This is a genomic window from Terrabacter sp. 2RAF25 (assembly GCF_052115265.1).
Taxonomy (GTDB): Bacteria; Actinomycetota; Actinomycetes; order Actinomycetales; family Dermatophilaceae; genus Terrabacter.
Map to the genome: position 1 here is coordinate 537,962 of NZ_JBFRGJ010000001.1, position 22,987 is coordinate 560,948.

At 71.2% G+C, this 22,987-nt stretch carries 25 protein-coding genes; 18 read left to right on the forward strand and 7 right to left on the reverse strand.

What is annotated here, in order from left to right:
• Positions 1 to 104 precede the first annotated feature (104 nt).
• The 5 genes from secY (at position 105) to AB4091_RS02605 (ending at position 5,965) form a co-directional block, all read left to right on the forward strand.
• Positions 105 to 1,427: a preprotein translocase subunit SecY gene (gene secY, locus AB4091_RS02585; RefSeq protein ID WP_442290299.1), complete on the forward strand. Its 1,323-nt coding sequence runs from the start codon at positions 105 to 107 to the stop codon at positions 1,425 to 1,427.
• Complete coding sequence (locus AB4091_RS02590; RefSeq protein ID WP_442290153.1) at positions 1,428 to 1,997, forward strand: adenylate kinase; 570 nt, start codon at positions 1,428 to 1,430, stop codon at positions 1,995 to 1,997.
• A complete protein-coding gene (gene map, locus AB4091_RS02595) occupies positions 1,997 to 2,851 on the forward strand; it encodes a type I methionyl aminopeptidase (protein ID WP_442290154.1) in 855 nt (284 codons plus the stop codon). Before AB4091_RS02590 ends, map begins: the two co-directional genes overlap by 1 nt.
• Positions 2,852 to 2,927: 76 nt before the next feature.
• A complete protein-coding gene (locus tag AB4091_RS02600; RefSeq protein ID WP_442290155.1) occupies positions 2,928 to 4,364 on the forward strand; it encodes a serine hydrolase domain-containing protein in 1,437 nt (478 codons plus the stop codon).
• A 71-nt stretch (positions 4,365 to 4,435) separates the two neighbouring features.
• Positions 4,436 to 5,965, forward strand: a complete 1,530-nt coding sequence (locus AB4091_RS02605) for a DHA2 family efflux MFS transporter permease subunit (RefSeq protein WP_442290156.1) — start codon at positions 4,436 to 4,438, stop codon at positions 5,963 to 5,965.
• Positions 5,966 to 6,020: 55 nt separating this feature from the next.
• On the opposite strand, the gene AB4091_RS02610 is transcribed toward AB4091_RS02605, so the two are convergent.
• Positions 6,021 to 6,737: a hypothetical protein gene (locus tag AB4091_RS02610; protein WP_442290157.1), complete on the reverse strand. Its 717-nt coding sequence runs from the start codon at positions 6,735 to 6,737 to the stop codon at positions 6,021 to 6,023.
• A 313-nt stretch (positions 6,738 to 7,050) separates the two neighbouring features.
• Here AB4091_RS02610 and AB4091_RS02615 point away from each other — a divergent pair, with 313 nt between their 5' ends.
• A complete protein-coding gene (locus tag AB4091_RS02615; RefSeq protein ID WP_442290158.1) occupies positions 7,051 to 7,395 on the forward strand; it encodes an iron chaperone in 345 nt (114 codons plus the stop codon).
• 9 nt (positions 7,396 to 7,404) lie between these two features.
• On the opposite strand, the gene AB4091_RS02620 is transcribed toward AB4091_RS02615, so the two are convergent.
• The 5 genes from AB4091_RS02620 to AB4091_RS02640 form a co-directional block, all read right to left on the reverse strand.
• Entirely contained in the window at positions 7,405 to 8,142 is a 738-nt protein-coding gene (locus tag AB4091_RS02620; RefSeq protein WP_442290159.1) for a M15 family metallopeptidase, read from the reverse strand.
• Complete coding sequence (locus tag AB4091_RS02625; protein ID WP_442290160.1) at positions 8,139 to 9,170, reverse strand: D-alanine--D-alanine ligase family protein; 1,032 nt, start codon at positions 9,168 to 9,170, stop codon at positions 8,139 to 8,141. The genes AB4091_RS02620 and AB4091_RS02625 overlap by 4 nt, the downstream gene beginning before the upstream one ends.
• Positions 9,167 to 10,414, reverse strand: coding sequence for an alanine racemase (gene alr, locus AB4091_RS02630; RefSeq protein WP_442290161.1), 1,248 nt, complete (start codon positions 10,412 to 10,414; stop codon positions 9,167 to 9,169). Before alr ends, AB4091_RS02625 begins: the two co-directional genes overlap by 4 nt.
• A 105-nt stretch (positions 10,415 to 10,519) precedes the next feature.
• A complete protein-coding gene (locus AB4091_RS02635) occupies positions 10,520 to 11,173 on the reverse strand; it encodes a response regulator (protein ID WP_442290162.1) in 654 nt (217 codons plus the stop codon).
• Positions 11,170 to 12,504: a histidine kinase gene (locus AB4091_RS02640; protein ID WP_442290163.1), complete on the reverse strand. Its 1,335-nt coding sequence runs from the start codon at positions 12,502 to 12,504 to the stop codon at positions 11,170 to 11,172. The genes AB4091_RS02635 and AB4091_RS02640 overlap by 4 nt, the downstream gene beginning before the upstream one ends.
• Before the next feature lie 295 nt (positions 12,505 to 12,799).
• On the opposite strand from AB4091_RS02640, the gene infA reads away from it, so the two are divergent.
• The 7 genes from infA to rplQ all read left to right on the forward strand — a co-directional run bounded on the left by infA (position 12,800) and on the right by rplQ (position 16,980).
• On the forward strand, positions 12,800 to 13,021 hold the full coding sequence (infA, locus tag AB4091_RS02645; RefSeq protein ID WP_013493543.1) for a translation initiation factor IF-1: 222 nt from the start codon (positions 12,800 to 12,802) through the stop codon (positions 13,019 to 13,021).
• 153 nt (positions 13,022 to 13,174) lie between these two features.
• On the forward strand, positions 13,175 to 13,288 hold the full coding sequence (rpmJ, locus tag AB4091_RS02650; protein WP_006592630.1) for a 50S ribosomal protein L36: 114 nt from the start codon (positions 13,175 to 13,177) through the stop codon (positions 13,286 to 13,288).
• A gap of 224 nt (positions 13,289 to 13,512) precedes the next feature.
• Positions 13,513 to 13,887, forward strand: coding sequence for a 30S ribosomal protein S13 (rpsM, locus tag AB4091_RS02655; RefSeq protein ID WP_020143209.1), 375 nt, complete (start codon positions 13,513 to 13,515; stop codon positions 13,885 to 13,887).
• 71 nt (positions 13,888 to 13,958) lie between these two features.
• On the forward strand, positions 13,959 to 14,354 hold the full coding sequence (rpsK, locus tag AB4091_RS02660) for a 30S ribosomal protein S11 (protein ID WP_020143208.1): 396 nt from the start codon (positions 13,959 to 13,961) through the stop codon (positions 14,352 to 14,354).
• Positions 14,355 to 14,386: 32 nt separating this feature from the next.
• Complete coding sequence (rpsD, locus tag AB4091_RS02665; protein ID WP_045191881.1) at positions 14,387 to 14,995, forward strand: 30S ribosomal protein S4; 609 nt, start codon at positions 14,387 to 14,389, stop codon at positions 14,993 to 14,995.
• A 158-nt stretch (positions 14,996 to 15,153) separates the two neighbouring features.
• Positions 15,154 to 16,185: a DNA-directed RNA polymerase subunit alpha gene (locus AB4091_RS02670; RefSeq protein ID WP_442290164.1), complete on the forward strand. Its 1,032-nt coding sequence runs from the start codon at positions 15,154 to 15,156 to the stop codon at positions 16,183 to 16,185.
• A gap of 72 nt (positions 16,186 to 16,257) precedes the next feature.
• Positions 16,258 to 16,980, forward strand: a complete 723-nt coding sequence (gene rplQ, locus AB4091_RS02675; RefSeq protein ID WP_442290165.1) for a 50S ribosomal protein L17, sunset domain variant — start codon at positions 16,258 to 16,260, stop codon at positions 16,978 to 16,980.
• A gap of 237 nt (positions 16,981 to 17,217) precedes the next feature.
• On the opposite strand, the gene AB4091_RS02680 is transcribed toward rplQ, so the two are convergent.
• The gene (locus AB4091_RS02680; RefSeq protein ID WP_442290166.1) at positions 17,218 to 17,754 is read right to left on the reverse strand and encodes an AMIN-like domain-containing (lipo)protein; all 537 of its coding nucleotides are present in this window, start codon (positions 17,752 to 17,754) and stop codon (positions 17,218 to 17,220) included.
• A 127-nt stretch (positions 17,755 to 17,881) separates the two neighbouring features.
• Between AB4091_RS02680 and truA the strand changes: the two genes are divergently transcribed.
• The 5 genes from truA to AB4091_RS02705 all read left to right on the forward strand — a co-directional run bounded on the left by truA (position 17,882) and on the right by AB4091_RS02705 (position 22,962).
• Positions 17,882 to 18,757 carry a tRNA pseudouridine(38-40) synthase TruA gene (gene truA / locus AB4091_RS02685; RefSeq protein ID WP_442290167.1) on the forward strand — a complete coding sequence of 292 codons (876 nt, stop codon included), beginning with the start codon at positions 17,882 to 17,884 and terminating at the stop codon, positions 18,755 to 18,757.
• A gap of 62 nt (positions 18,758 to 18,819) precedes the next feature.
• Positions 18,820 to 19,488: a hypothetical protein gene (locus tag AB4091_RS02690; protein ID WP_442290168.1), complete on the forward strand. Its 669-nt coding sequence runs from the start codon at positions 18,820 to 18,822 to the stop codon at positions 19,486 to 19,488.
• Positions 19,489 to 19,492: 4 nt separating this feature from the next.
• A complete protein-coding gene (locus AB4091_RS02695) occupies positions 19,493 to 20,131 on the forward strand; it encodes a hypothetical protein (protein ID WP_442290169.1) in 639 nt (212 codons plus the stop codon).
• 76 nt (positions 20,132 to 20,207) lie between these two features.
• Entirely contained in the window at positions 20,208 to 21,890 is a 1,683-nt protein-coding gene (locus AB4091_RS02700; protein WP_442290170.1) for an ABC-F family ATP-binding cassette domain-containing protein, read from the forward strand.
• A gap of 19 nt (positions 21,891 to 21,909) precedes the next feature.
• Entirely contained in the window at positions 21,910 to 22,962 is a 1,053-nt protein-coding gene (locus tag AB4091_RS02705) for an NAD(P)H-dependent flavin oxidoreductase (RefSeq protein ID WP_442290171.1), read from the forward strand.
• Positions 22,963 to 22,987 lie beyond the last annotated feature (25 nt).

Consider the following 22,987-nt stretch of genomic DNA (forward strand, 5'->3'; position numbering starts at 1 on the left):
GTCGGTTACCGCGGAGGGAGGCTCGGGGCGCTGCGCCTTTGCGTTAACCTTCCACGGATTGCATGAATGACGCCGCGCCACCCCGCGGCCCCCAGGAGGACCCAGTGCTCGCCGCCTTCGTACGCGCGTTCCGTACCCCGGACCTGCGCAAGAAGCTGCTTTTCACGCTCGGCATCATCGTGCTGTTCCGCCTCGGATCACACGTGCCCACGCCCGGTATCAGCTACAGCCTCGTGCAGAACTGTCTGCAGGCCAACAAGGGCCAGTCGGGCGACCAGAGCGGGTTCCTCAACCTGGCCAACCTCTTCAGCGGCGGTGCGCTGCTGCAGCTGTCGGTGTTCGCGCTCGGGATCATGCCCTACATCACCGCGAGCATCATCATCCAGCTGCTCACCGTGGTCATCCCGCGCTTCGAGGCGCTCAAGGAGGAGGGCCAGTCGGGTCAGAGCAAGCTGACCCAGTACACCCGCTACCTGACGATCGGCCTCGCGATCCTCCAGTCGGCGACGCTCGTCACCTTCGCGCGCAACCCGTCCAGCCTGTTCGGCGGCTCGTGCACCTCGATCATGAACGACCAGTCGATGGTCACCATCCTGATCATGGTCCTCACCATGACGGCCGGCACCGGCCTGATCATGTGGTTCGGCGAGCTCATCACCGACAAGGGCGTCGGCAACGGCATGTCCCTGATGATCTTCACCTCGATCGCCGCGGGCTTCCCGGCCTCCCTGTGGGGCATCCGCGAGAACAAGGGGTGGGGCACCTTCCTCGGCATCGTCACGCTCGGCATCTTCGTCATCGCCGCAGTCGTCTTCGTCGAGCAGTCGCAGCGCCGCATCCCGGTCCAGTACGCCAAGCGCATGGTCGGGCGGCGCATGTACGGCGGCACGTCCACGTACATCCCGCTCAAGGTCAACATGGCGGGCGTCATCCCCGTCATCTTCGCCAGCTCGCTGCTGGCGCTGCCGGGTCTCATCGCGCAGTTCAACACGCGCGCCGACGGCACCAACCCCGACTGGGTGACGTGGGTGCAGTCGAACCTGGTCCGCGGTGACCACCCCATCTACATGGCGATCTACGTCGCCCTCATCCTCTTCTTCACGTTCTTCTACGTCTCGATCACGTTCAACCCGACCGAGGTCGCCGAGAACATGAAGAAGTACGGCGGCTTCATCCCGGGTATCCGGGCCGGGCGACCCACGGCCGAGTACCTCAACTACGTCCTGACCCGAATCACCGTGCCGGGTGCCATCTACCTCGCCATCGTCTCGCTGATCCCGCTCGTCGCCCTCGTGCTCGTCGGCGCCAACCAGAACTTCCCGTTCGGTGGCACCTCGATCCTCATCGTCGTCGGTGTGGGCCTCGAGACGGTCAAGCAGATCGAGGCGCAGCTGCAGCAGCGTCACTACGAAGGGTTCCTGCGTTAAATGCGACTGATCATCCTCGGCCCGCCCGGTGCCGGTAAGGGCACCCAGGCGGCGCGGATCGCCGAACGCCTCGGCATCCCGGCCATCTCGACCGGCGACATCTTCCGCGCCAACATCAAGGACCAGACCCCCCTCGGGGTCAAGGTCGACGAGATCATCAAGTCGGGTGGCTACGTCTCCGACGACATCACCAACGAGATCGTCGAGGACCGCCTCTCCTGGGACGACGCCACCCACGGCTTCCTCCTCGACGGCTACCCGCGCACCTCGGGCCAGGTCGACGCACTCGATGCGATGCTCGCGCGCCACGGCCACGCCCTCGACGCCGTCCTCGAGCTCGAGGTCGACGAGGACGCCATCGTCGAGCGCCTGCTCAAGCGGGCCGAGACGGAGGGGCGCGCCGACGACACCGAGCACGTCATCCGCGAGCGTCAGGCGATCTACCGCAAGGAGACCGCGCCGCTGTCGCACCACTACGAGCAGGTCGGCCTCCTCGTGAAGGTCGACGGCATGGGCGAGGTCGACGAGGTCACCGACCGCGTCATCGCCGCTCTGCCCCAGCACGCCTGATGTTCGGACGCCGAGGTCGGCTCCAGGGCCGCACCGACGAGCAGCTCCTCCTCATGCGTGAGGCCGGGCTGCTCGTCGGGCGCACCCTCGAGATGCTCGCCGGCGAGGTGCGGCCCGGCGTCACCACGCTCGAGCTCGACCGCCTCGCCGAGGACTTCATCCGCAGCCACGGCGGCATCCCGAACTTCCAGCTCGTGCCGGGCTACAGCCACACGCTCTGCACGAGCGTTAACGACGAGGTCGTCCACGGAATCCCCGGCCCTCGTGTGCTCGCGGCGGGCGACATCGTCTCCATCGACTGCGGCGCCGAGGTCAAGGGCTGGAACGGCGACGCGGCCTTCACCGCGGTCGTCGGCGGTCCCGAGGCCGGTCGGCCCGAGGACCTCGCGCTCATCTCCGCCACCGAGGCCAGCCTGTATGCCGGCATCGCCGCGATGCAGGTCGGTGGCAGGCTGTACGCCGTCGGTGACGCCGTCGAGTCGAGCATCGAGCGCGCCGCCGACCGTGACGGACACGCGTACGGCGTCATCGACGAGTACGTCGGCCACGGCATCGGCACCGAGATGCACATGGACCCTCAGATCCCGAACTACGCCGTTCGCGAGACCGGCCCGAAGCTCGTCGACGGGTTCACCGGGGCCATCGAGCCGATGATCACGCTGGGGTCGACCGACACCAGGGTGCTGGCCGACGACTGGACCGTCGTGACGGCCGACGGGTCGCGGGCCGCGCACGCCGAGCACTCCGTCGCCGTCCGCGAGGACGGCCTGTGGATCCTCACCGCCATCGACGGAGGCAAGGCTGCCCTCGAGGCGGTCGGGGCGGCATACGCCCCCCTCGACGTCTCGGTCTGAGACGGTCTGCAGACGCGCCGCACAGGCGCGCCCGCTGCTGCCCCCGTGCGGCGACACCGACGCGTAGCCTCACGCTGTGACCCTTCCCCGCAGCAGCCCGTCGGCCCAGGGTGTCGACGCCGCAGGCGTCCTCGACCTGGTCGACGCCGTCGAGCGTGAGCACCTCGGCCTCCACAGCATCATGGTCGTGCGCCACGGCCACGTCGTCGCCGAGGGCTGGTGGAGGCCGTATGCCGCCGACCGCGTCCACCTCGCGTACTCCCTCTCGAAGACGCTGACGGCCACGGCCGTCGGGTTCCTCGCGCAGGAGGGCCGCCTGTCGCTCGACGACCGGGTGCTCGACCACTTTCCCGACGTCGACCGCGACCACGTCGCACCCGGCTGGCAGGACGTGCGCGTGCGGCACTGCCTGTCGATGACCGTCGGGCACGAGGAGGACGCGTGGGCGCACGTCTTCGACCGGATGGGCGGCAGCGACGTCGCCGACACCGGGGACTGGGTGCCACGCGTCTTCGCGACGATGCCGACCCGAGAGCCCGGCACGGTCTTCGCCTACAACCAGGTCGCGACCTACCTTCTCGCCGTGATCGTGCGGCAGCTCACGGGGGGCGGCGTCGCCGACGTGCTGCATCCGCGGCTGCTCGTGCCGCTCGGCGTGCAGCAGGCCATCCCGTGGCACCGAGACCCGGTCGGTCGCGAGCTCGGCTTCACGGGGTCACACCTGACGACCGAGACGATCGCGTCGGTCGCCCAGCTCTACCTCGACCGGGGACGCTGGCAGGGCCGGCAGCTGCTGTCCGAGGCCTGGGTCGACGAGGCCACGCGTGCCTTCGGTCCCCTCAACGAGGACCCCGGCGCCGACGAGGACTGGCGCCGCGGCTACGGCTACTCCTTCTGGATGCAGCGCTTCGGCTTCCGCGGAGACGGCGCCTACGGGCAGTTCCTGATCGTGCTGCCCGAGCACGACACGGTCGTGGCCGTCACGGCTGAGCAGCAGCGCATGCAGTCGACCCTCGACGCCCTGTGGCGCCACCTCGTGCCCGCCCTCGGTGGGGCAGGCTCCGATGCCGCCGACGCCGCCCTGGCCGGGCGTCTGGCGGGCCTCGAGATCCCCGCCATGTCGGGGGGGGCCCTGGGCCCGGAGTACGCCGAGTTCAACCGATCGAGCTCCTCCGACCTGGCGGCGGACTACACGGCGGTCTCGGTCACCCGCGAGGGCGCCGACCTGGTGCTGGGCCTGGCACGACGCGGGCAGTGGCTGCGGGTGCCGGTGGGCGTCGGGGCCTGGCGCGAGAGCGACCTGGTCGCGGCGGGAGGCACGCTGCCCGTGGTCGCGAGCGGTGGCTGGGTCGACGAGGACACCTTCCGTGCCGAGGTCATCGCGATCGAGACACCCCACCGCTTCCGTGTCGAGGCCCGGCTGCGCAGCGCCGACGCCGACCTGACGTGGCGCATGGTCCCGCTGACCGGCTACGACCCGATGTGGCTCTCGACCCGCTGGGCCGATACCTGAGCCGATGACGCCTGTCGGTGTCCGGGTGCAGAATCGGGGAGTGCTGCGCGAGGCAGCGGAAGGGGGTCACCGTGGCCGGTGACGAGAGCAGGACAGACACGACGACGAGCAGGCCGGGCGCGCCGGCGCAGGCGCCGCCGGGCGGCGTTCCGGCCGACCACAACCCGTGGCCGGCCCTGTGGGCCATGGTCATCGGCTTCTTCATGATCCTCGTCGACTCGACGATCGTGTCGGTGGCGACCCCCGCGATCCTGCGAGGCCTCGACACCGACGTCAACAGCGTCATCTGGGTCACGAGCGCCTACCTGCTCGCCTACGCGACGCCGCTGCTCATCACCGGGCGGCTCGGCGACCGCTACGGCCCGAAGAACATCTACCTGGCCGGACTCGCCATCTTCACCCTGGCCTCGCTCTGGTGCGGCCTCACCGGCACCATCGCCGGCCTCATCGTCGCCCGGGTCGTGCAGGGCATCGGTGCCTCCATGCTCACGCCGCAGACCATGGCCGTGATCACGCGCACCTTCCCGGCCGCCTCACGCGGGCAGGCCATGGCCCTGTGGGGCGCGACGGCCGGTGTCGCGATCCTCGTCGGACCCGTCGTCGGCGGCCTGCTCGTCGACGGCCCCGGCTGGGAGTGGATCTTCTTCATCAACGTGCCGGTCGGCATCATCGCCTTCGTCCTCGCGGCCCGTCTCGTGCCGCGTCTCGGCACCCGCAGCCACGCCTTCGACTGGCTCGGCGTCGCCCTGTCGGCCGTCGGCATGTTCCTCATCGTCTTCGGGGTCCAGGAGGGTGAGACCTACGACTGGGGCACGATCACGGGACTCGTGTCGGTGCCGCTCCTGATCGGGGTCGGACTCGTCGTCTTCGCCCTGTTCCTCGTGTGGCAGTCCCGCAACACGAACGAGCCTCTCGTGCCGCTCGGGCTCTTCCGCGACCGCAACTTCTCCGTGTCCAACATCGGCATCACGACGGTCGGCTTCGCGATCACCGCGATGGCCTTCCCGTTCATGCTCTACGCGCAGGCGGTTCGAGGCCTCAGCCCGACGTCGTCGGCGCTGCTGCTCGCACCGATGGCGGTCATCTCGGGGGCGCTCGCCCCGGTCGGCGGTCGCCTCACCGACAAGGTGCACCCGAAGATGCTGGCCCCCGTCGGCCTCGGGCTCACCTCGGCCTCGCTCTTCTGGGTGGCCGCGGTCATGCGACCCGCCACGCCGATCTGGCAGCTGCTCCTGCCGATGGCGCTGATGGGCGTCGGCAGCGCCTTCATGTGGGGCCCGCTCGCGGCAACCGCCACCCGCAACCTGCCGCTGTCGTCGGCCGGCGCGGGGGCGGGGGTCTACAACACGACGCGACAGGTCGGTGCCGTTCTCGGCAGTGCCGCCATCGCCGCGGTCATCGAGGCGCGGATGGCCGCCAACCTGCCAGGGCTCGAGCTGTCGGCAGGGTCGATCCAGCAGGGCGGCGGCCGAGCGATGCCACCGCAGGTGGCCGACGGCTTCTCCTCGGCCATGTCCCAGGCGATGCTGCTGCCCGCGGCCGTGCTGCTCATCGGTGTGGTCGCGGTGCTCTTCTTCGAGAGACCCGCGCACCACGGCTGAGCCTCGCCACCCGCCGATCCCGCACGGGCCGACAGGACCGGTGTCCGGTCAGCACTCAGTCGTTGCGTCCGAGGGCGCCCGCGCGGCCGCCGACGTGCACGACCATCCGCTCGGCGACGACTCGCGCGTTGGCCTGCAGAACTTCGAACGGCACCCGTGGGAGGTTCTCCTCCCAGTCGACGAGGGGCGATCCGCGGAACTGCAGCATCCTCGCGGGCCGGCCCATGAAGAAGAGGTGCAGGTGGGCGCCGCCGTCGCCGTACTTGGCGAGCTGCACCCGGCCGACGGACGGCACGTGCTCGACCGCGTCGGAGATCGCGACGACGAGCTGGCCCATCTCCGCCGCCAGGTCGCCCGGGAGCGAAGGCAGGTCGTGGTGCTCGACGGGCATCAGCATGAGCATCACCGGTAGGCCGGTGTCGCGTGACAACGTCAGCCGCCAGCGGGCGTTCGTCCAGACGACCCGCTCGTCGGCGTCGTCGAAACCCTGGGCGCAGTGACAGTCGGCGGCCTGCTCGCCGCGGCGCGGGGGCTCCTCGTCAGCCGGGGGCCGCACCGGCTTGAGCCGCAGGCCCTCCAGCTCGTACGGGTAGATGTCCCAGCCCGGCATCTCCTCGACCGCCACCGGCAGTCGCCCGTCCTCGCCCGCCGCAGCGGCGATGCGGGCGTAGTAGTCGTCGACCGACTCCGCCTCGGTCGGGGGAGCGCTGACCGCGTCGGTGTGGTCGGCGGGTGCGGGCGGGTGGACGGCGTCGGCGCCGGGCTCGGTCACCCCGCCAGTATGCCGGGTGGCCGGGTCGCGCGTCCGCGGGTGCAGACTGCGCCCGGCCCACCGCACACGATGCCGGGAGCGGCGACTACTTCGACGGCTGGGGCGTGGAGCAGCCGATCTTCGGGTTGAGCCCGACGTAGTTGAGCGGGCCGGCGACGATCGTGACCGCGGTCGTCGACAGGAGGCATCCGGTGGTGGGCGCCCCGCAGTTCGAGGGACGCAGCGGGGCCTGACGAGCCCGTCGGGTCTGCTCGCCCTACCTACCCGACCCATACGCCCCCGCAACCACCGGTCCGATGGCACGATCGGCAGGGTGGGGACGATCGGTGACTACCTGGCGGGTCTCGAGCCCGAACAGCGCGCAGCGCTGCAGCGCGTCGTCGACGTCGCCTCGCGTCTCGCGCCGGAGGCGGAGGAGGGCACGAGCTACGGCATGCCGGCCCTGCGGCTCGACGGGCGGCCGCTCGTGGGGATCACGGCAGCCGCGAAGCACCTGTCGGTCTTCCCGTTCAGCCCCGCAGTCGTCGAGGCGGTGGCGCCCGACCTCGACGGCTTCTCCCTCAGCAAGGGCACCATCCGCTTCACGGTCGATCGTCCCGTGCCGGAGGCGGTGCTCGAGCGCATGGTCGCGCTCCGCCTGGCCGAGCTCAGGCGTTGAGGCAGGCCCTCACGCGCCGAAAGCCGGCGACGGGTCCACCGGCCCGTGGATCGCGAACGGCGCTCCGGTCAGGTGGGCCCGGTAGCGGTCACCGAAGGACCAGTGCCACCACTCGGTCGGGTAGTTGACGAGGCCGGCGCGGCCGAGCGCCCACGCGAGGACCGAGCGCAGCTCCCGGGCTTGCCGTCCGATGTCCGGCGCGTCGAAGTAGCAGGCTCCGCGGCTCTCCTCGGGGGTGGCGTCGATGGGCGTTCCGAGGTCGAGGCTGCGACCGTCGTCGTCGACGAGGGTGAGGTCGGCGGCGGCGCCGCTGACGTGGGGCGCGTTCGCCGGTGGCGCCACGAAACGGCTCGTCAGGCGGTCGAGCTCGTCGGGGCCGAGCCAGGGCTGGCTGTCCGCCAGCCGACGGCGATATGCCGTGTGGATGGCCTGCTGTGCGGGCAACGGTCGCAGCCCTTCCACGACGTGCAGGTGCAGTCCGTCGGGAAGGGTCGACTGCGCCTCGCCGAGCCGCTCGACGAGGGTGCGCCGCACGAGCCGGTGGGCTGGCGCGGGCGTGGATGTGGGTGTGGGCGTCGGTGTGGCCCAGACGAGGCCGAGGTTCGGCGGAGGCTCCGGCGGTGCCGTGGCGACGCGCACTCCGGCGTCCGCGACGTCCACGAGCCGCGACCCGTCGTCGACCACAGGGATGCCCCGGACACGTGGGTCGGAAAGCAGGGTCGGCCCGGTCGTCGTCGGCGCGCTCACCGGTGCACCCCTGCCGGCGTCGCCACCGAGGACTCGGCCGCGGTCCGCACCAGGAGGTCGACGAGATCCGGGTAGGCCACCCCGGCGGCGGCCCACATCCGTGGGAACTGGGACGCCGGCGTGAACCCGGGAAAGGTGTTGACCTCGTTGAGGACCGGTCCGTCGACGCCGACGAGGAAGTCGACGCGGGCGAGGCCCCGACAGCCGAGGGCGCCGTACGCCGCGACGGCCAGCCGCTCCAGATGTGCGGTGAGCTCCGGAGCGAGTGGGGCGGGGACGGCGAACCGGGTCGCCGCGCTCTCGTACTTGGCGGTCTCTGTGAAGAACGGCTCGTCGGGGTCGCTGCGGATGAGCAGCGAGGGGCCGCAGCGCACCTCCCCGTCCGGCAGCTCGAGCACGGGCACGTCGACCTCGGGGCCGCTGACCTCGGCCTCCACCAGCACGGAGTCCCCGCCGGCGGCGAGTGCGGTCACCAGGGCGGCGCCGAGCTCTCTCGGTGCGAGAACAGGGAGTCGGGTGACGCCGATGCTGGATCCGCCGTGCACCGGTTTGACGAAGACGGGCCCTGCCAGGCCCGAGGCGACGAGGTCAGCGGCAAGCTGGTCGAGCTCCACCGCCGAGCGGGTCGCCGCGAGTGCGCGGTGGGCCACAACGAGCTGCCCCGGTGCGACCGGTATGCCGGCGCTTCCTGCCACGAGCTTCGTCAGCTGCTTGTCGAGACACGCGGCGCTCGCCGCGACGGGCGATCCGACGTGGGGCACGCCGAGCACCTCGAGGAAGCCCTGCACCGTCCCGTCCTCACCGAACACCCCGTGCAGCGCGGGGACCGCGACGTCGCAGCCGAGCAGCGTGTCGACGGCGACGAGCCGGCCTGCGCCTGCCGGCGTGCGCCACTCGCCGGCGCGGTCGACGAGCACGGGGACGACCTCGTGACCCGCGCGGCTCAGCCCGTCCATGACTCCTTCGCCGCTGGCGACGGAGACGTCGTGCTCGCTGCTCGTTCCTCCGTGGATGACGGCCACTCTCATGCCTGCTCCCTTCGTGGGCCGGGCTGGTCGCTCGCCGCGGGGGCGTCGACGTGCCGGCGTGCCACTCGCGCGCCGATCCCGGTGTAGATCTCGTGCTCGTTCGTGCCGGACCAGGCGGCCCACTCGCGCGCCGTGGGCTCGCCGCGGTCTCCGGGCCCGAGCACGACGACCTCCGTGCCGACGGCGACCGGCTCGGGCCCGAGGTCGACGACGACCTGGTCCATGGAGATTCGCCCGATGAGGGGCGCGCGCCGGCCGGCGACCCAGACGCTCGCGTGCCCGGTCGCGGCGCGGGGGAGCCCGTCGGCATAACCGAGGGGGACCAGGGCGAGGTGGGTGTCACGCGAGGTTCGGCCGACGTGGTCGTAGCCGACGCCGCGGTCGGCTGCTACGTGTCGCACCTGGAGCACGCGCGTGCGGAGGGTGAGGGCGGGTCGGAGCCCCTCGCCGATGCCGTAGAGGCCGGCTCCGACGCGGACCAGGTCGTATGCCGTGCGTCGTGGGTTGGCCTGCACTGCAGCGGTGTTCGCGAGATGGACGACCTCGGGCCGCAGGCCTGCCACCCGCGCGAGGTCGAGGCCGACTCTGAACATGAGCAGCTGGCGGCGGGTGGCCACGGCGTCCGGCTCGCCCCCGTGTGACAGGTGTGACCACACGCCGACGACACGAAGCCGGCCGGCCGACTCGAGGGAGGCGGCTGCGGCCGCGAGGCGCGCCCAGTCCTCGCCGGGGCAGCCGCTGCGATGCAGGCCCGTGTCGAGCTTGAGGTGGATGCGGGGCGCGCGGCCGGCGCGGGCGAGGGCGGCGAGGTCGCCGGGGCTGCTCACCGACAGGTCGACGTGGGCGGCCGCCGCAGCTGCGGCACGAGCCGGGTCGAAGAGCCACGCGAGGATCGGGGCGTCGAGGCCGGCCCGCCGAAGCTCGAGGGCCTCCGACACCCGCGACACCCCGAGCCAGGTGGCACCGGCCGCCAGGCACGTGCGTGCCACCGGCACGGCTCCGTGTCCGAACGCGTCCGCCTTGACGACGGCCATCAGGGCGGCGCCCGCAGCAGCGTGCAGGGTGCGCACGTTCGCGGCCAGGGCGCGGTGGTCGACGACGGCCTCGGCGAGCCCCTCCGACACGTCGACGGGCCCACCGACGGGCCCGCCGGCGGGACTGCCGGCGGGACTGCCGGCGGGCAGGGCTGCTGATGTGCTGGCGAAGTCCCTTGGGACGGTGGCGAGCTCGCGCGTCTCGAACATGCCTCGACGCTAGGAGCGCGGCCCTTGGAGGCGCATCGAGCCACGGTCCGAGATGGGCGTCGTCCCGTGGGAGGAGGAGACGGCGGGCCGGGTGGAGACGCGCGGTCAGGGCAGGGCGACGGCGCCCGTCTGGTAGGCGAGCACGACGAGGGCGACCCGGTCGCGGACCCCGGTCTTGGCGAGGATGTGCCCGACGTGCGTCTTGACCGTCGTCTCGGAGACGAAGAGGGCTTCGGCGATCTCGGAGTTGGTCAGTCCGCCCGCGATCGCGACCCAGACCTCGCGCTCCCGGTCGGTCAGCGTGGACGTGCGGTCGAGCAGGGCACCGGCGACCGGGGCACCCCGTACGTAGGTCTCGACGAGACGGCGGGTCGTCGACGGGGCGATGACCGCGTCGCCGGCGTGGACCGTGCGGATCGCCGCGAGGAGGTCCTCGGGCGGGGCGTCCTTGAGCAGGAACCCCGACGCGCCGGCCCGGAGCGCGGTGAACGCGTACTCGTCCAGGTCGAACGTCGTGAGGACGAGCACCTTTGTCGCGCAGTCGCGTCCGGCGATGATCTTGGTGGCCTCGATGCCGTCCATCCGGGGCATGCGCACGTCCATGAGCACGACGTCCGACGGGACCGTGGCCAGGGTGTCGACGCAGTGCTGCCCGTCGGAGCACTCGGCCACGACGGTGAGGTCGGGCTGCGAGCGCACAAGCATGGCGAAGCCGGCCCGCACGAGCGCCTGGTCGTCGACGATCATCACGCGGATCACGGGGTCACCTCGATCGGTCGGGTCACCTCGGGCGTGGTCCGGGGCAACGTGGCGACCACGCGGAACCCGCCCCGTGGGTCGGGCCCGGTGACGAGCGACCCTCCGAGCATCTCGACGCGCTCGGCCATGCCCCTCAGGCCGTGCCCCGGCTCGACCCGGGTCGTCGGCGAGTCGCCGTTGCCGCCGGAGCCGTCGTCGACCACCTCGACGACGACGCCGGCCGTGTGGACCGTGAGCGTGACCCACGCCGTGGCATCGTCTCCCGCGTGCTTCATGACGTTGGTCAGCGCCTCCTGCACGATCCGGTATGCCGTAAGGCCGGTGGCGGAGCCCGGCTCGTCCTCCTGGGCGGGCGGCGGGTCGCCGGCGAAGCGCAGGTGGACCCGCCGCCCGCCGTCGACGAGTCGTGCGACGAGGCCCTCGACGTCCGCGAGGCCCGGCTGCGGGGCCCCCGGCGCCGTTGACTCCTCGTCCCGCAGCACGCCCAGCAGCCGGCGCATCTCAGCCAGGGACGAGCGCCCGGTGGCCGCGATCGTCGCCAGGGCGTTGGTCGCGACCTCCGGGTCGGCCGCCGCGGCGAACCGGGCGCCGTCGGCCTGGACGATCATCACGGACAGCCCGTGGGCGACGACGTCGTGCATCTCTCGGGCGATCCGCTGCCGGTCGGCGAGCGCGTCGGCCCTGCTCACGGCGGCGCGTTCGGCGAGCTGGTGCGCGGCGGACTCGGCCGCGTGGGCCTGCGCCTCGTGCTGGAGGGACCGTCGCTCGCGGGCGGTGCGCACCTGGTCGGCGACGGCCCAGGTCAGCAGGACCACGGCGCTGCTGTTGAAGAGGAAGACGGCCGCGCGGTCGCCGAAGAACGTCTCGAGCGGCGGCAGGAAGTAGCCGTAGCGGACGAAGAGCAGAGCGGTGGCGAGGCCGAGGGACCCGAGTGCCGCGGCGAGAGCCCAGAGCCCGCTGCCCTTGTCGGTCCACAGGGTGACGCCGAAGAGTGCGACGAGTGCCATGAGCACGGTGGGCAGGCCCAGCACCACGCCGACCGCGTAGAGCAGGAAGGCGAGGAGCCCGCAGGCGACGAACGTGGCGCGGGGGAACCGCGGAAGGAGCAGCAGCGCGGCCGATCCCAGCCCGATCCCGACGTAGCCCAGAACCGTGGGCGCCGCCCCGAGGTTGACCCACCACGCCTGCCGGCCGACGACGGCGACGACGGTGATCGACGCGACGAAGTGGGCCAGCGCGATGATCGCTCCTACCCGGTCGACGAGGGGCCGATCGCCCCAGGGTCTGGCGCCGGGCCCGGCCGCGGTGGGGACGTCAGGCCGGGCGGTCACGCGAGCACGCTACCCAAGCCGGGCGGCATACGAGATCCTCCCGTGGGAGGACCTTCCCGGCAGACCTCCCGGGAGGACGTTCCGCGGCACGTCTGTCGGGGCGTTGCCGCGCTCACCGGCCAGCCCTGCTCGATTTCGGGTAATCGCCGCCGTGGCGTAGTCTTGTGCGTTGGGTGTCGTGTGCCTCGACGCCTGAGTCTCGCCTGTGCCCCGATGAAGGACGCGGAGCACGGCACACAGGCACGTCTCAAGGCCGGTCCAGTCCGGGTCGGCCACCAACAGATAGACGGAGGATATGGCCAAGAAGGACGGTGTCATCGAGATCGAGGGCACGATCGTCGAGGCTCTCCCGAACGCGATGTTCCGGGTGGAGCTCTCCAACGGTCACAAGGTGCTCGCACACATCTCGGGCAAGATGCGACAGCACTACATCAGGATCCTCCCGGAGGACCGCGTGGTGGTCGAGCTCTCGCCCTATGACCTGACCCGCGGTCGGATCGTCTTCCGCTACCGCTGAGCACCAGGGTCGGCCCAAGCAGCGCGCGCGAGCGAGCACGCCGGGGCCGGTACGAGTGCGAGGCACCAACTCCGATTACACAACCAAGCACCCGCCGACACGAGCCCCCCGGGGCCCGCGGAGACGGGCGCGCGATCTGAAGACAGCAGGCAGATGAAGGTTCAGCCGAGCGTCAAGAAGATCTGCGACAAGTGCAAGGTGATCCGCCGCAACGGTCGGGTCATGGTGATCTGCGAGAACCTGCGCCACAAGCAGCGCCAGGGCTGAGCAGAAGCACCACCTCGCCGTCGACAGAACTTCGACAGCACGCAAGACAAGTGAATGAAAGCAGCACCCGGCCCCTGATGACCGACCGTCGTGTCGGCGCAGGACGTCACCCCCGGCACGGAGGCCGGGGACCGGTGGCCCGTCCTTCTGTGTGGCGGGCCGAGACCCCGGATCGGTGCCTTGCTCCAGACCTCCGCGTAACAGAAATCAGGAGACAACCCAACATGGCTCGTCTTGTTGGAGTCGACCTTCCGCGCGAGAAGCGCGTCGAGGTCGCACTGACCTACATCTTCGGTGTCGGTCGCACCCGTTCCAAGGAGGCGCTGGTTGCCACCGGCGTCGACCCCAACACCCGCGTCAAGGACCTCGGTGAGACCGAGCTCGTTGCGCTTCGTGACTTCCTCGAGGGCAACTACCGCCTCGAGGGTGACCTTCGCCGTGAGGTGCAGGCCGACATCCGCCGCAAGGTCGAGATCGGCTCCTACGAAGGTCTCCGTCACCGTCGTGGTCTTCCTGTGCGCGGTCAGCGCACCAAGACCAACGCTCGCACCCGCAAGGGCCCGAAGCGCACCGTGGCCGGCAAGAAGAAGGCCAAGTGACCCTGATCGAGATCGCTTCGGCGCCCTCATCTGTGGTCCTCACCGACATTCAGTTCTGACGTAGGAGAAACATGCCTCCCAAGGCTCGCGTGACGAAGGTTCGTCGCAAGGAGAAGAAGAACGTCGCCCACGGGCACGCTCACATCAAGAGCACGTTCAACAACACGATCATCTCGATCACCGACCCCACCGGCGCCGTGATCGCCTGGGCCTCTGCCGGTCAGGTCGGCTTCAAGGGCTCGCGCAAGTCCACCCCGTTCGCTGCCCAGATGGCGGCCGAGGCTGCTGCCCGCCGCGCCATGGAGCACGGCATGCGCAAGGTCGACGTCTTCGTGAAGGGCCCGGGCTCGGGCCGCGAGACGGCGATCCGTTCGCTCACCGCCACCGGCCTCGAGGTCGGCGCGATCAGCGACGTCACGCCCACGCCGCACAACGGTGTCCGCCCGCCCAAGCGCCGTCGCGTCTGATCCGGCCAGAGACCAGGAAGAGTAGATAAGTCATGGCTCGTTACACCGGCCCGATCACCAAGAAGTCCCGCCGCCTGAAGATGGACCTTGTCGGCGGCGACAAGAACTTCGAGCTCCGCCCGTTCCCGCCCGGCCAGCACGGCCGTCGCCGGATCCAGGAGAAGGAGTACCTGACGCAGCTGCAGGAGAAGCAGCGCGCCCGCTTCCAGTACGGCGTCATGGAGAAGCAGTTCGTCCGCTACTACAAGGAAGCGGCGAAGCGCCCCGGCAAGACCGGTGAGAACCTCCTCCAGATCCTCGAGTCGCGTCTCGACAACGTGGTCTACCGCGCGGGCCTGGCCCGCACGCGCCGCCACGCCCGTCAGCTCGTCACGCACGGTCACTTCGAGGTCAACGGCGTGCGCGTCGACGTCCCGAGCTACCGCGTCGAGCAGTACGACATCATCACGGTCCGCAAGCAGTCCGTCGAGAGCTTCCCGTTCGAGCTGGCTCGCCAGACGTTCGGCGAGCGTCCCGTCCCGGCCTGGATGCAGGTCGTCGACGGCTCGCTGCAGATCCTCATCCACCAGCTCCCGGTGCGTGCGCAGATCGACTCGCAGCTCACCGAGCAGCTGATCGTCGAGCTCTACTCGAAGAACTGACCAAGGCCCCCGTATGCCGTGAAGCCCGCTTCACGGCATACGGGATCCCTTGTGCCTGGGGCCGACTCGCAGACAGAGCCGAGCCGGCCCGCCCGGATCACGACCGGGCAGTTTCACGAGGCGTCATATGGCGGTCGCCCGTGGGAAGGAAATGAACAGTGCTCATCGCACAGCGTCCCGTGCTCTCCGAAGAGGTCGTGGTCGAGGACCGCAGCCGCTTCACCATCGAGCCGCTCGAGCCCGGCTTCGGCTACACGCTCGGCAACTCCCTCCGTCGCACCCTGCTCTCGAGCATCCCGGGCGCGGCGGTCACCTCCATCCGCATCGACGGCGTGCTCCACGAGTTCACGACCGTGCCGGGGGTGAAGGAGGACGTCACCGAGATGATCCTCAACATCAAGGGCCTCGTCGTCTCCTCGGAGCACGACGAGCCGGTCGTCATGTACCTGCGCAAGCAGGGCCCGGGTGCGGTCACCGCCGCCGACATCACGCCGCCGGCGGGTGTCGAGGTGCACAACCCCGACCTGCACATCGCGACGCTGAACGACAAGGGCAAGCTCGAGATGGAGCTGACCGTGGAGCGTGGCCGTGGCTACGTCTCGGCGCAGCAGAACAAGTCCGGTGACCAGGAGATCGGCCGCATCCCGGTCGACTCGATCTACAGCCCGGTGCTCACCGTGACCTACAAGGTCGAGGCGACCCGTGTCGAGCAGCGCACCGACTTCGACAAGCTCATCGTCGACGTCGAGACGAAGAACTCGATGACCCCGCGCGATGCCATGGCCTCGGCCGGCAAGACGCTGGTCGAGCTCTTCGGCCTGGCCCGTGAGCTCAACGTCGAGGCCGAGGGCATCGACATGGGCCCGTCGCCGACCGACGCCGCGCTCGCCGCAGACCTCGCGCTGCCGATCGAGGACCTGGACCTCACCGTTCGTTCCTACAACTGCCTCAAGCGCGAGGGCATCCACACCGTGGGTGAGCTCGTGGGCCGCAGCGAGGCCGACCTGCTCGACATCCGCAACTTCGGTGCGAAGTCGATCGACGAGGTCAAGGCCAAGCTCGTCGGCATGGGTCTGGCCCTCAAGGACAGCCCGCCCGGGTTCGACCCGTCGGCCCTGGTCGACGGCTACGGCGACGATGACTACAGCGACGACGACGACCAGTCGTTCGTCGAGGACGAGCGTCTCTGACCAACCGCTTCTTGACCGAGCCCTCGACGCCCTGCTCGAGAACGGCCTGGTCGGACTTCTAGGAGAAACGAAATGCCCACCCCCACCAAGGGTCCCCGCGTCGGTGGCGGCCCCGCCCACGAGCGGCTGATCCTGGCCAACCTCGCGACGTCGCTCTTCGAGCACGACAAGATCACGACGACCGAGGCCAAGGCCAAGCGCCTGCGTCCGCTCGCCGAGCGTCTCATCACGTTCGCCAAGCGCGGCGACCTGCACGCCCGCCGCCGCGTCCTCACGGTCGTGCGCGACAAGGGTGTCGTCCACCGTCTCTTCGCCGAGATCGCCCCCGACATGGCGGCTCGCGACGGTGGCTACACCCGCATCACGAAGATCGGTGCCCGCAAGGGTGACAACGCCCCCATGGTCGTCATCGAGCTCGTCCGCGAGCCGCTGTCGGCCAAGAAGGCGACGGTCAAGGAGGCCGAGGCCGCCGCGAAGCGCGCTGCCAAGCAGAGCGAGTCGAAGCAGGCTGCTGCCGACACCAAGGCCGCCGAGGACGCCGAGAAGGCCGAGGCGACCGAGGCGACCGAGTCGACCGAGTCGACCCAGGCCGGCGTCGAGCTGCCCGTGGGCGCCGTCGCCGCGAACGAGGACGGCTCGGCCCCCGAGGGCTACACCGTCAAGGGCAACGCCGACTCCGGCAAGTACCACGAGCCCGACGGCCAGTGGTACGACCAGACGATCGCGGAGTTCTGGTTCAAGTCGGCCGAGGACGCCGAGAAGGCTGGCTTCGTGAAGGCCGGCGCCGGCTCCTGAGCCACGTACCACCCATCGAGAAAGCAGTTCGTCCGATCGGACGGACTGCTTTCTCCATGTAGGGGTGCCCGGAGTGTTCTCTCGATCGGCAGACGGCGTGAGCTTTCGATCGAGAGAACACTCCGTCACGGGATGTGCGCCCCCCACGCCGTGCGCTTTCGATCGAGGGAACACTCCGTCACGGGGTCTGGGGCCCGACGGAGCGTTCTCTCGATCGGGTGTGGGTGCGTGGTCCGGTCACCAGGCATGGGCGACGTCGACGACGAGGCGGCGGCCGCCGTCGGCGTCGACGATGACGAAGGCCCGCATCGGCAGCCGGGCCCGGACGCCGAGGCCGTAGTCGGTGTAGCCCTCGAAGCTGCCGATGTTCTTCAGCTGCCGGAAGGTGCGCCAGCCGGAGAACGTGGTCGCGCTCGTGCCGAGCGTCGAGGGTGCGTTGACGGTGATCTGGATCTTCGCGCCACCGCTGACGGGCACCGGGAGCCCGCTGCCGGGGCCGGTCACCGCGCTGACGTAGCGCACCCGGTAGCCCAGCGTGCCGCCGCCCGGGTTCAGGTCGAAGACGACCCGGTCGAAGCAGGCGTGCTGCCCCGCCCTGGCCGAGGTGACCCGGCCCCTCCAGAGCAGGCTCGGGCTCGTCGCCTTGGTGCCCGAGCCCCAGGTGATGCCGCAGAACGGTGCGGCGGACGCCGACGTGGTGGCGGCGACAGCCGCCGGGACGGCCAGGGCGGCTGCGAGAGCGGCGCCCGCGACCCGGCGAGAGATGGTGTTCATTTCAGGTTCCCCCTTCCGCGAGCCCGGGCCCTGCTGCCCGGTGCTCCACACACAAGACGTGTGAAGGTCAGAGGCGGTTGACCGCCTCGTGGTACGCCGCAGGGCCGCCCGGTTAGGCTCTGTCGCGATGAGCGAGGAGAACGCGTCGGGCGAGGCGGTCGGTGCACTGCTGAGGGTGCGCATCGACCTGGCCTACGACGGCACGCACTTCGCCGGCTGGGCCGCCCAGCCCGGCCTGCGCACCGTCCAGGGGGAGCTGACGGCGGCGCTCGCCACCGTGTTGCGCAGCCCCGAGCCCGTACGCGTGACCGTGGCCGGCCGCACCGACGCCGGCGTGCACGCCCGCGGACAGGTCGTCCACGCAGACCTCGACCCGCGTGCCTGGGCGGAGCTGCCCGGCCGGTCCGACCGGGAGCCGGGCCCGTCGCTCGTGAGCCGTCTCGGCGGCATCCTGCCCCACGACATCGTCGTGCGACGGGCGGTGCCGGCGCCCAAGGGCTTCGACGCGCGCTTCGCGGCTCTCGAGCGGCGCTACGTCTACCGGATCGCCGACCCGGACGCCGTGCGCGACCCGCTGCGGCGGCACGACACGGTCTGGTGGCGCAAGCCGCTCGACGTGGGCGCGATGGACGAGGCCGCCCGGTCGCTCGTCGGGCTGCGCGACTTCGCGGCGTTCTGCAAGCAGCGCGAGGGTGCGACGACCGTGCGCACCCTGCTCGACTTCTCGTGGGTGCGTCTCGACGACGGGGTACTGGCCGCCACCGTGCGTGCCGACGCGTTCTGCCACTCGATGGTGCGCTCGCTCGTCGGCGCGGTCGTGCCGGTGGGGGAGGGGCGTCGCGAGCGCGACTGGCCGAAGGCCCTGCAGGAGCGGCGCGACCGGGCCCTCGGCATCCACGTCATGCCTGCCCACGGGCTCAGCCTCGAGGAGGTCGTCTACCCCGCGGACGACGCACTCGCCGCCCGCTCCTCGATGACGCGCGCGAGGCGTGGACCGGCCTGACGCCGTCTCGGTCACGAGACTCGATCCCGCGTACGGGCAGGCCCTGTGGTTGGATCCTCGTCATGACTGCCCGCCCGACCCGCACCCTTTCGGTCGGCCTGCTGACGTGCGCGCTGGTGCTCACCGGCTGCTCGAAGGGCCCGGCCACCTCGAGCACCGACCAGACGAGCCCCTCTGGTGCCGGCCAGGCGTCCACGTCCACGTCCACCTCCACCTCACCGTCGCCTGCCACGAGCTCGACGGGGTCTGCGTCGGGCTCTGCGTCGGGCACGGCGGCGGCGACGGGCGATGAGGTCAAGGGCAAGTCGCGCACCTTCACCGTCGTGCCGCCCGAGGGTTGGACCGAGGCCACCGCGAAGGCCAGCGGGGTCGCCAACATCGACCTCGTGCTCCTGTCGTCGAAGAAGGTCGGCTCCTTCGCCAACAACCTCGTCGTGCTGTCCTCGGCGGGTGACCAGTCGGTGCTCGACGAGGAGATGTCCAAGGGCCGCGAGCAGATGAGCGCGGCCGGTCGCACCATCACCACGGCGCCCACCAGGGCGGTGGCCGGGGCCCCCGCCGTCGGTTTCACGACGACGTTCCAGCGCGACGGCATCAAGGTGCTGGCCCGGTCCTACGGCGTGCAGCGCGACGGCAAGATCTACCTGCTCACGCTCAGCTCGTCGCAGGGAGAGGCCGATCACGCCCTCGCCGAGTTCGACGAGCTGCTCTCGACCTGGGCGTGGACGTAGCCCGATGGCGCGACTGAGCACGTCGGCGACCCTGCTCCCGGCGCTCGGCCTGGTCATGGCCTCGGCCCTGGCCGGTTGCTCCCACGACGCCGCGCCCCTGGCGCCGGCCACCCCCACCGACATCGGGGTCGTCCACCTGCCGACATCGGTCGCGCCGACGACCGACAGCGCCGGCCACCGCATCCAGCAGATACCGGCCCCGTCGAGCCGTCCGGCGCTGACCGAGCAGCGGGTGCGGGGCATCGACTACAGCTACCTCCAACCCGTCGGCTGGTCCGCGGGTGAGCGGACCCTCGATCCACCGCCCGACACGCTCATCCGACCCGACGACGCCGACGTGCCGGCCTTCATCGCCGTCGAGCGACCGATCCGCATCGGGTCGAGCTCGCTCGCGGAGGTCGTCGACCGGCTCCGCAGCGGGTTCGAGGGCAAGGGGTTCAAGCCGATGGCCGCACCGGAGCGGCAGATCGGCGGCTACGGCGCGATGGGCATCGTCGTCGACCAGTCCGACGAGATGCGCCACGTCTACTACGTCGCGGCCTACGCCGAGCAGGCCTTCGCCATCCGGCTCACCTACGACCCGAGCCACCCGGAGTCCCTCGACGTCTTCCGCGCCGTGCTCGACTCGTGGTCATGGGGGTGAGGGACGGGCGGGTGCGCGTCCTGCCCGGCGTTATCCGCGTGACGCGACCTGCCGGCATACGTCAGGCTTGACCCCCGTGGGCCACGTCGACGTCAACTCCGTCTCTTTCAGCCTGCCTGACGGCAGGCCGCTGCTCAACGACGTCTCGGTGCGGGTGGGTGAGGGCGCCAAGATCGCCCTGATCGGCCCCAACGGCACGGGCAAGACCACGCTGACGCGCATCGTCGCCGGCGACCTCGCCGCGCACGAGGGGGCCGTCACGCGTTCCGGCGGTCTCGGCGTCATGCGCCAGTTCATCGGCAAGGTCCGCGACGACACGACCGTGCGCGACCTGCTGGTCTCGGTCGCGCCGGACCGCATCCGCGAGGCGGCCGAGGAGATCGACCGCACCGAGCTGGCGATGATGGAGCGCGACTCCGAGGCCGACCAGATGGCGTACGCCCACGCCCTCGTCGAGTGGGGCGAGGCGCGCGGCTACGAGCAGGAGACCCTCTGGGACCAGTGCACCGTCGCCGCCCTCGGCGTGCCCTACGAGAAGGCGCAGTGGCGCAAGGTCAACACGCTCTCGGGCGGTGAGCAGAAGCGGCTCGTTCTCGAGGCGCTGCTCCGCGGCCCGGAGGAGGTGCTCCTGCTCGACGAGCCCGACAACTACCTCGACGTGCCCACGAAACGGTGGCTCGAGGAGGCGCTCGTCGCGAGCCCCAAGACCGTCCTGTTCATCAGCCACGACCGTGAGCTGCTCGACCGCGTGGCCACCCGCATCGCCACCCTCGAGCCGGGCGCCGCGGGCGCGAGCTTGTGGGTGCACCCGGGGCGCTTCTCGACGTATGCCGCCGCGCGGGCCGACCGCAACGCCCGGCTCGAGGAGCTGCGCCGCCGCTGGGACGAGGAGCACGTCAAGCTCAAGACCCTGGTGCAGACCCTGAAGGTCAAGGCGAAGTACAACGACGGGATGGCCTCGCGCTACCAGGCGGCGCAGACCAGGCTCGCGAAGTTCGAGCTCGCCGGGCCGCCCGAGGAGACGCCGATGACGCAGTCGGTGAAGATGCGGCTGACGGGTGGCCGCACGGCCAAGCGCGCCATCGTCGCGACGGACCTCGAGCTGACCGGCCTGATGAAGCCGTTCGACCTCGAGGTCTGGTACGGCGAGCGGGTCGCGATCCTCGGCAGCAACGGCTCGGGCAAGTCGCACTTCCTGCGCCTGCTCGCCAGCGGCGGCACCGACCCCGAGCGAGAGCACCAGCCGGTCGGCGACGTGCAGCCCGACCCCGTCGCGCACACCGGCGTCGTGCGGCTCGGGTCGCGGGTGCGTCCGGGGTGGTTCGCCCAGACCCACCAGCACCCGACGCTGCTCGGTCGCACCCTGCTCGAGATCCTGCACCGCGGCGACGAGCACCGGGCGGGCAAGCCCCGCGAGGAGGCGGCGCGCGCGCTCGACCGCTACGAGCTCGCCCGGTCGGGCGAGCAGCGCTTCGACTCGCTCTCCGGCGGCCAGCAGGCGCGCTTCCAGATCCTGCTGCTGGAGCTGTCCGGCGCGACGATGCTGCTGCTCGACGAGCCGACCGACAACCTCGACCTGCAGTCCGCGGAGGCGCTCGAGGAGGGCCTCGACCGGTTCGAGGGGACGGTCGTCGCGGTGACCCACGACCGGTGGTTCGCGCGCGGCTTCGACCGGTTCCTCGTGTTCGGCTCCGACGGCCGTGTCTACGAGTCGACCGAGCCGGTGTGGGACGAAGGCCGGGTCGTCCGGCCACGCTGACGGGAGTAGCGTCGAGGCCATGCTGCTGCGTGAGCTCGACACCGGTGTCGTCGGCGCCCCGATGGCGGGCGGGCCGACCACCCCCGAGCTCGTCGCCGCCGTGGGAGACGCCGGTGGCCTCGGCTTCCTCGCGGGCGGCTACCTCACCGCGGTGGCGCTCGCGGCGGCGATCGCCGAGGTCTGGGACGCGACGTCGCGTCCGTTCGGCGTCAACCTGTTCGTGCCAGAGCAGGCCAACGCGTATGCCGTCGCGCCCGGAGGTCTCAGCGGCGCCGACCGCGCGGCTGCCGTCGCCGCCTACCGTGAGCGACTCGTCGCCGACGCACAGGCGGTCGGTGTCGAGCCGGGCGAGGCGCGTCCGGGCGACGACGACGACTGGGAGCGCAAGGTCGACCTCGTCGTGCGCGAGCGGGTGCCCGTCGTCTCGTTCACGTTCGGGCTGCCCGACTCGGCCGTGCTCGGGGCGCTGCGCCGGTCCGGCACCGAGACCGTGGCCACCGTGACCGACCTCGAGGAGGCCCGGGCCGCGCTCGGGGCCGGCGTCGACGCACTCTGCCTGCAGGGTCCCGACGGTGGCGGTCACCGCGGCACGCTCGACCCGTCCAAGCAGCCGTCGGCCCTCGACCTCGTCGAGCTGGTGGCCGCCGTGCGCGCCGAGACCGACGCCCCCCTCGTCGCCGCCGGGGGCATCTCCACCCCCGAGCAGGCGGCGCGGGTGCGCAAGGCCGGGGCCGACGCGGTGCAGGTCGGCACGGCCCTGCTCCTGACTCCCGAGGCGGGCACCGGCCTGGCCTACCGTCGCGCCCTGGGCGATGCGGCCTACACCGGCACCGCGGTGACCCGCGCCTACTCCGGACGCTGGGCCCGCGGCCTCGAGACCGACTTCGTGCGCAGGCACGACGGCGACGCGCCGGCGGCCTACCCCGAGGTGCACCACCTGACCGTCCCGCTGCGGCGTGCCTCGGCGAAGGCCGAGCGCCCCGACCTGCTCGCGCTCTGGGCCGGCACCGGATGGCGCTCGGCACGTGCGGTGCCTGCGGCCACTGTCGTCGCCGGGCTGGCCCGTACCTGACACCTCTCCCGTATGCCGTCACGCC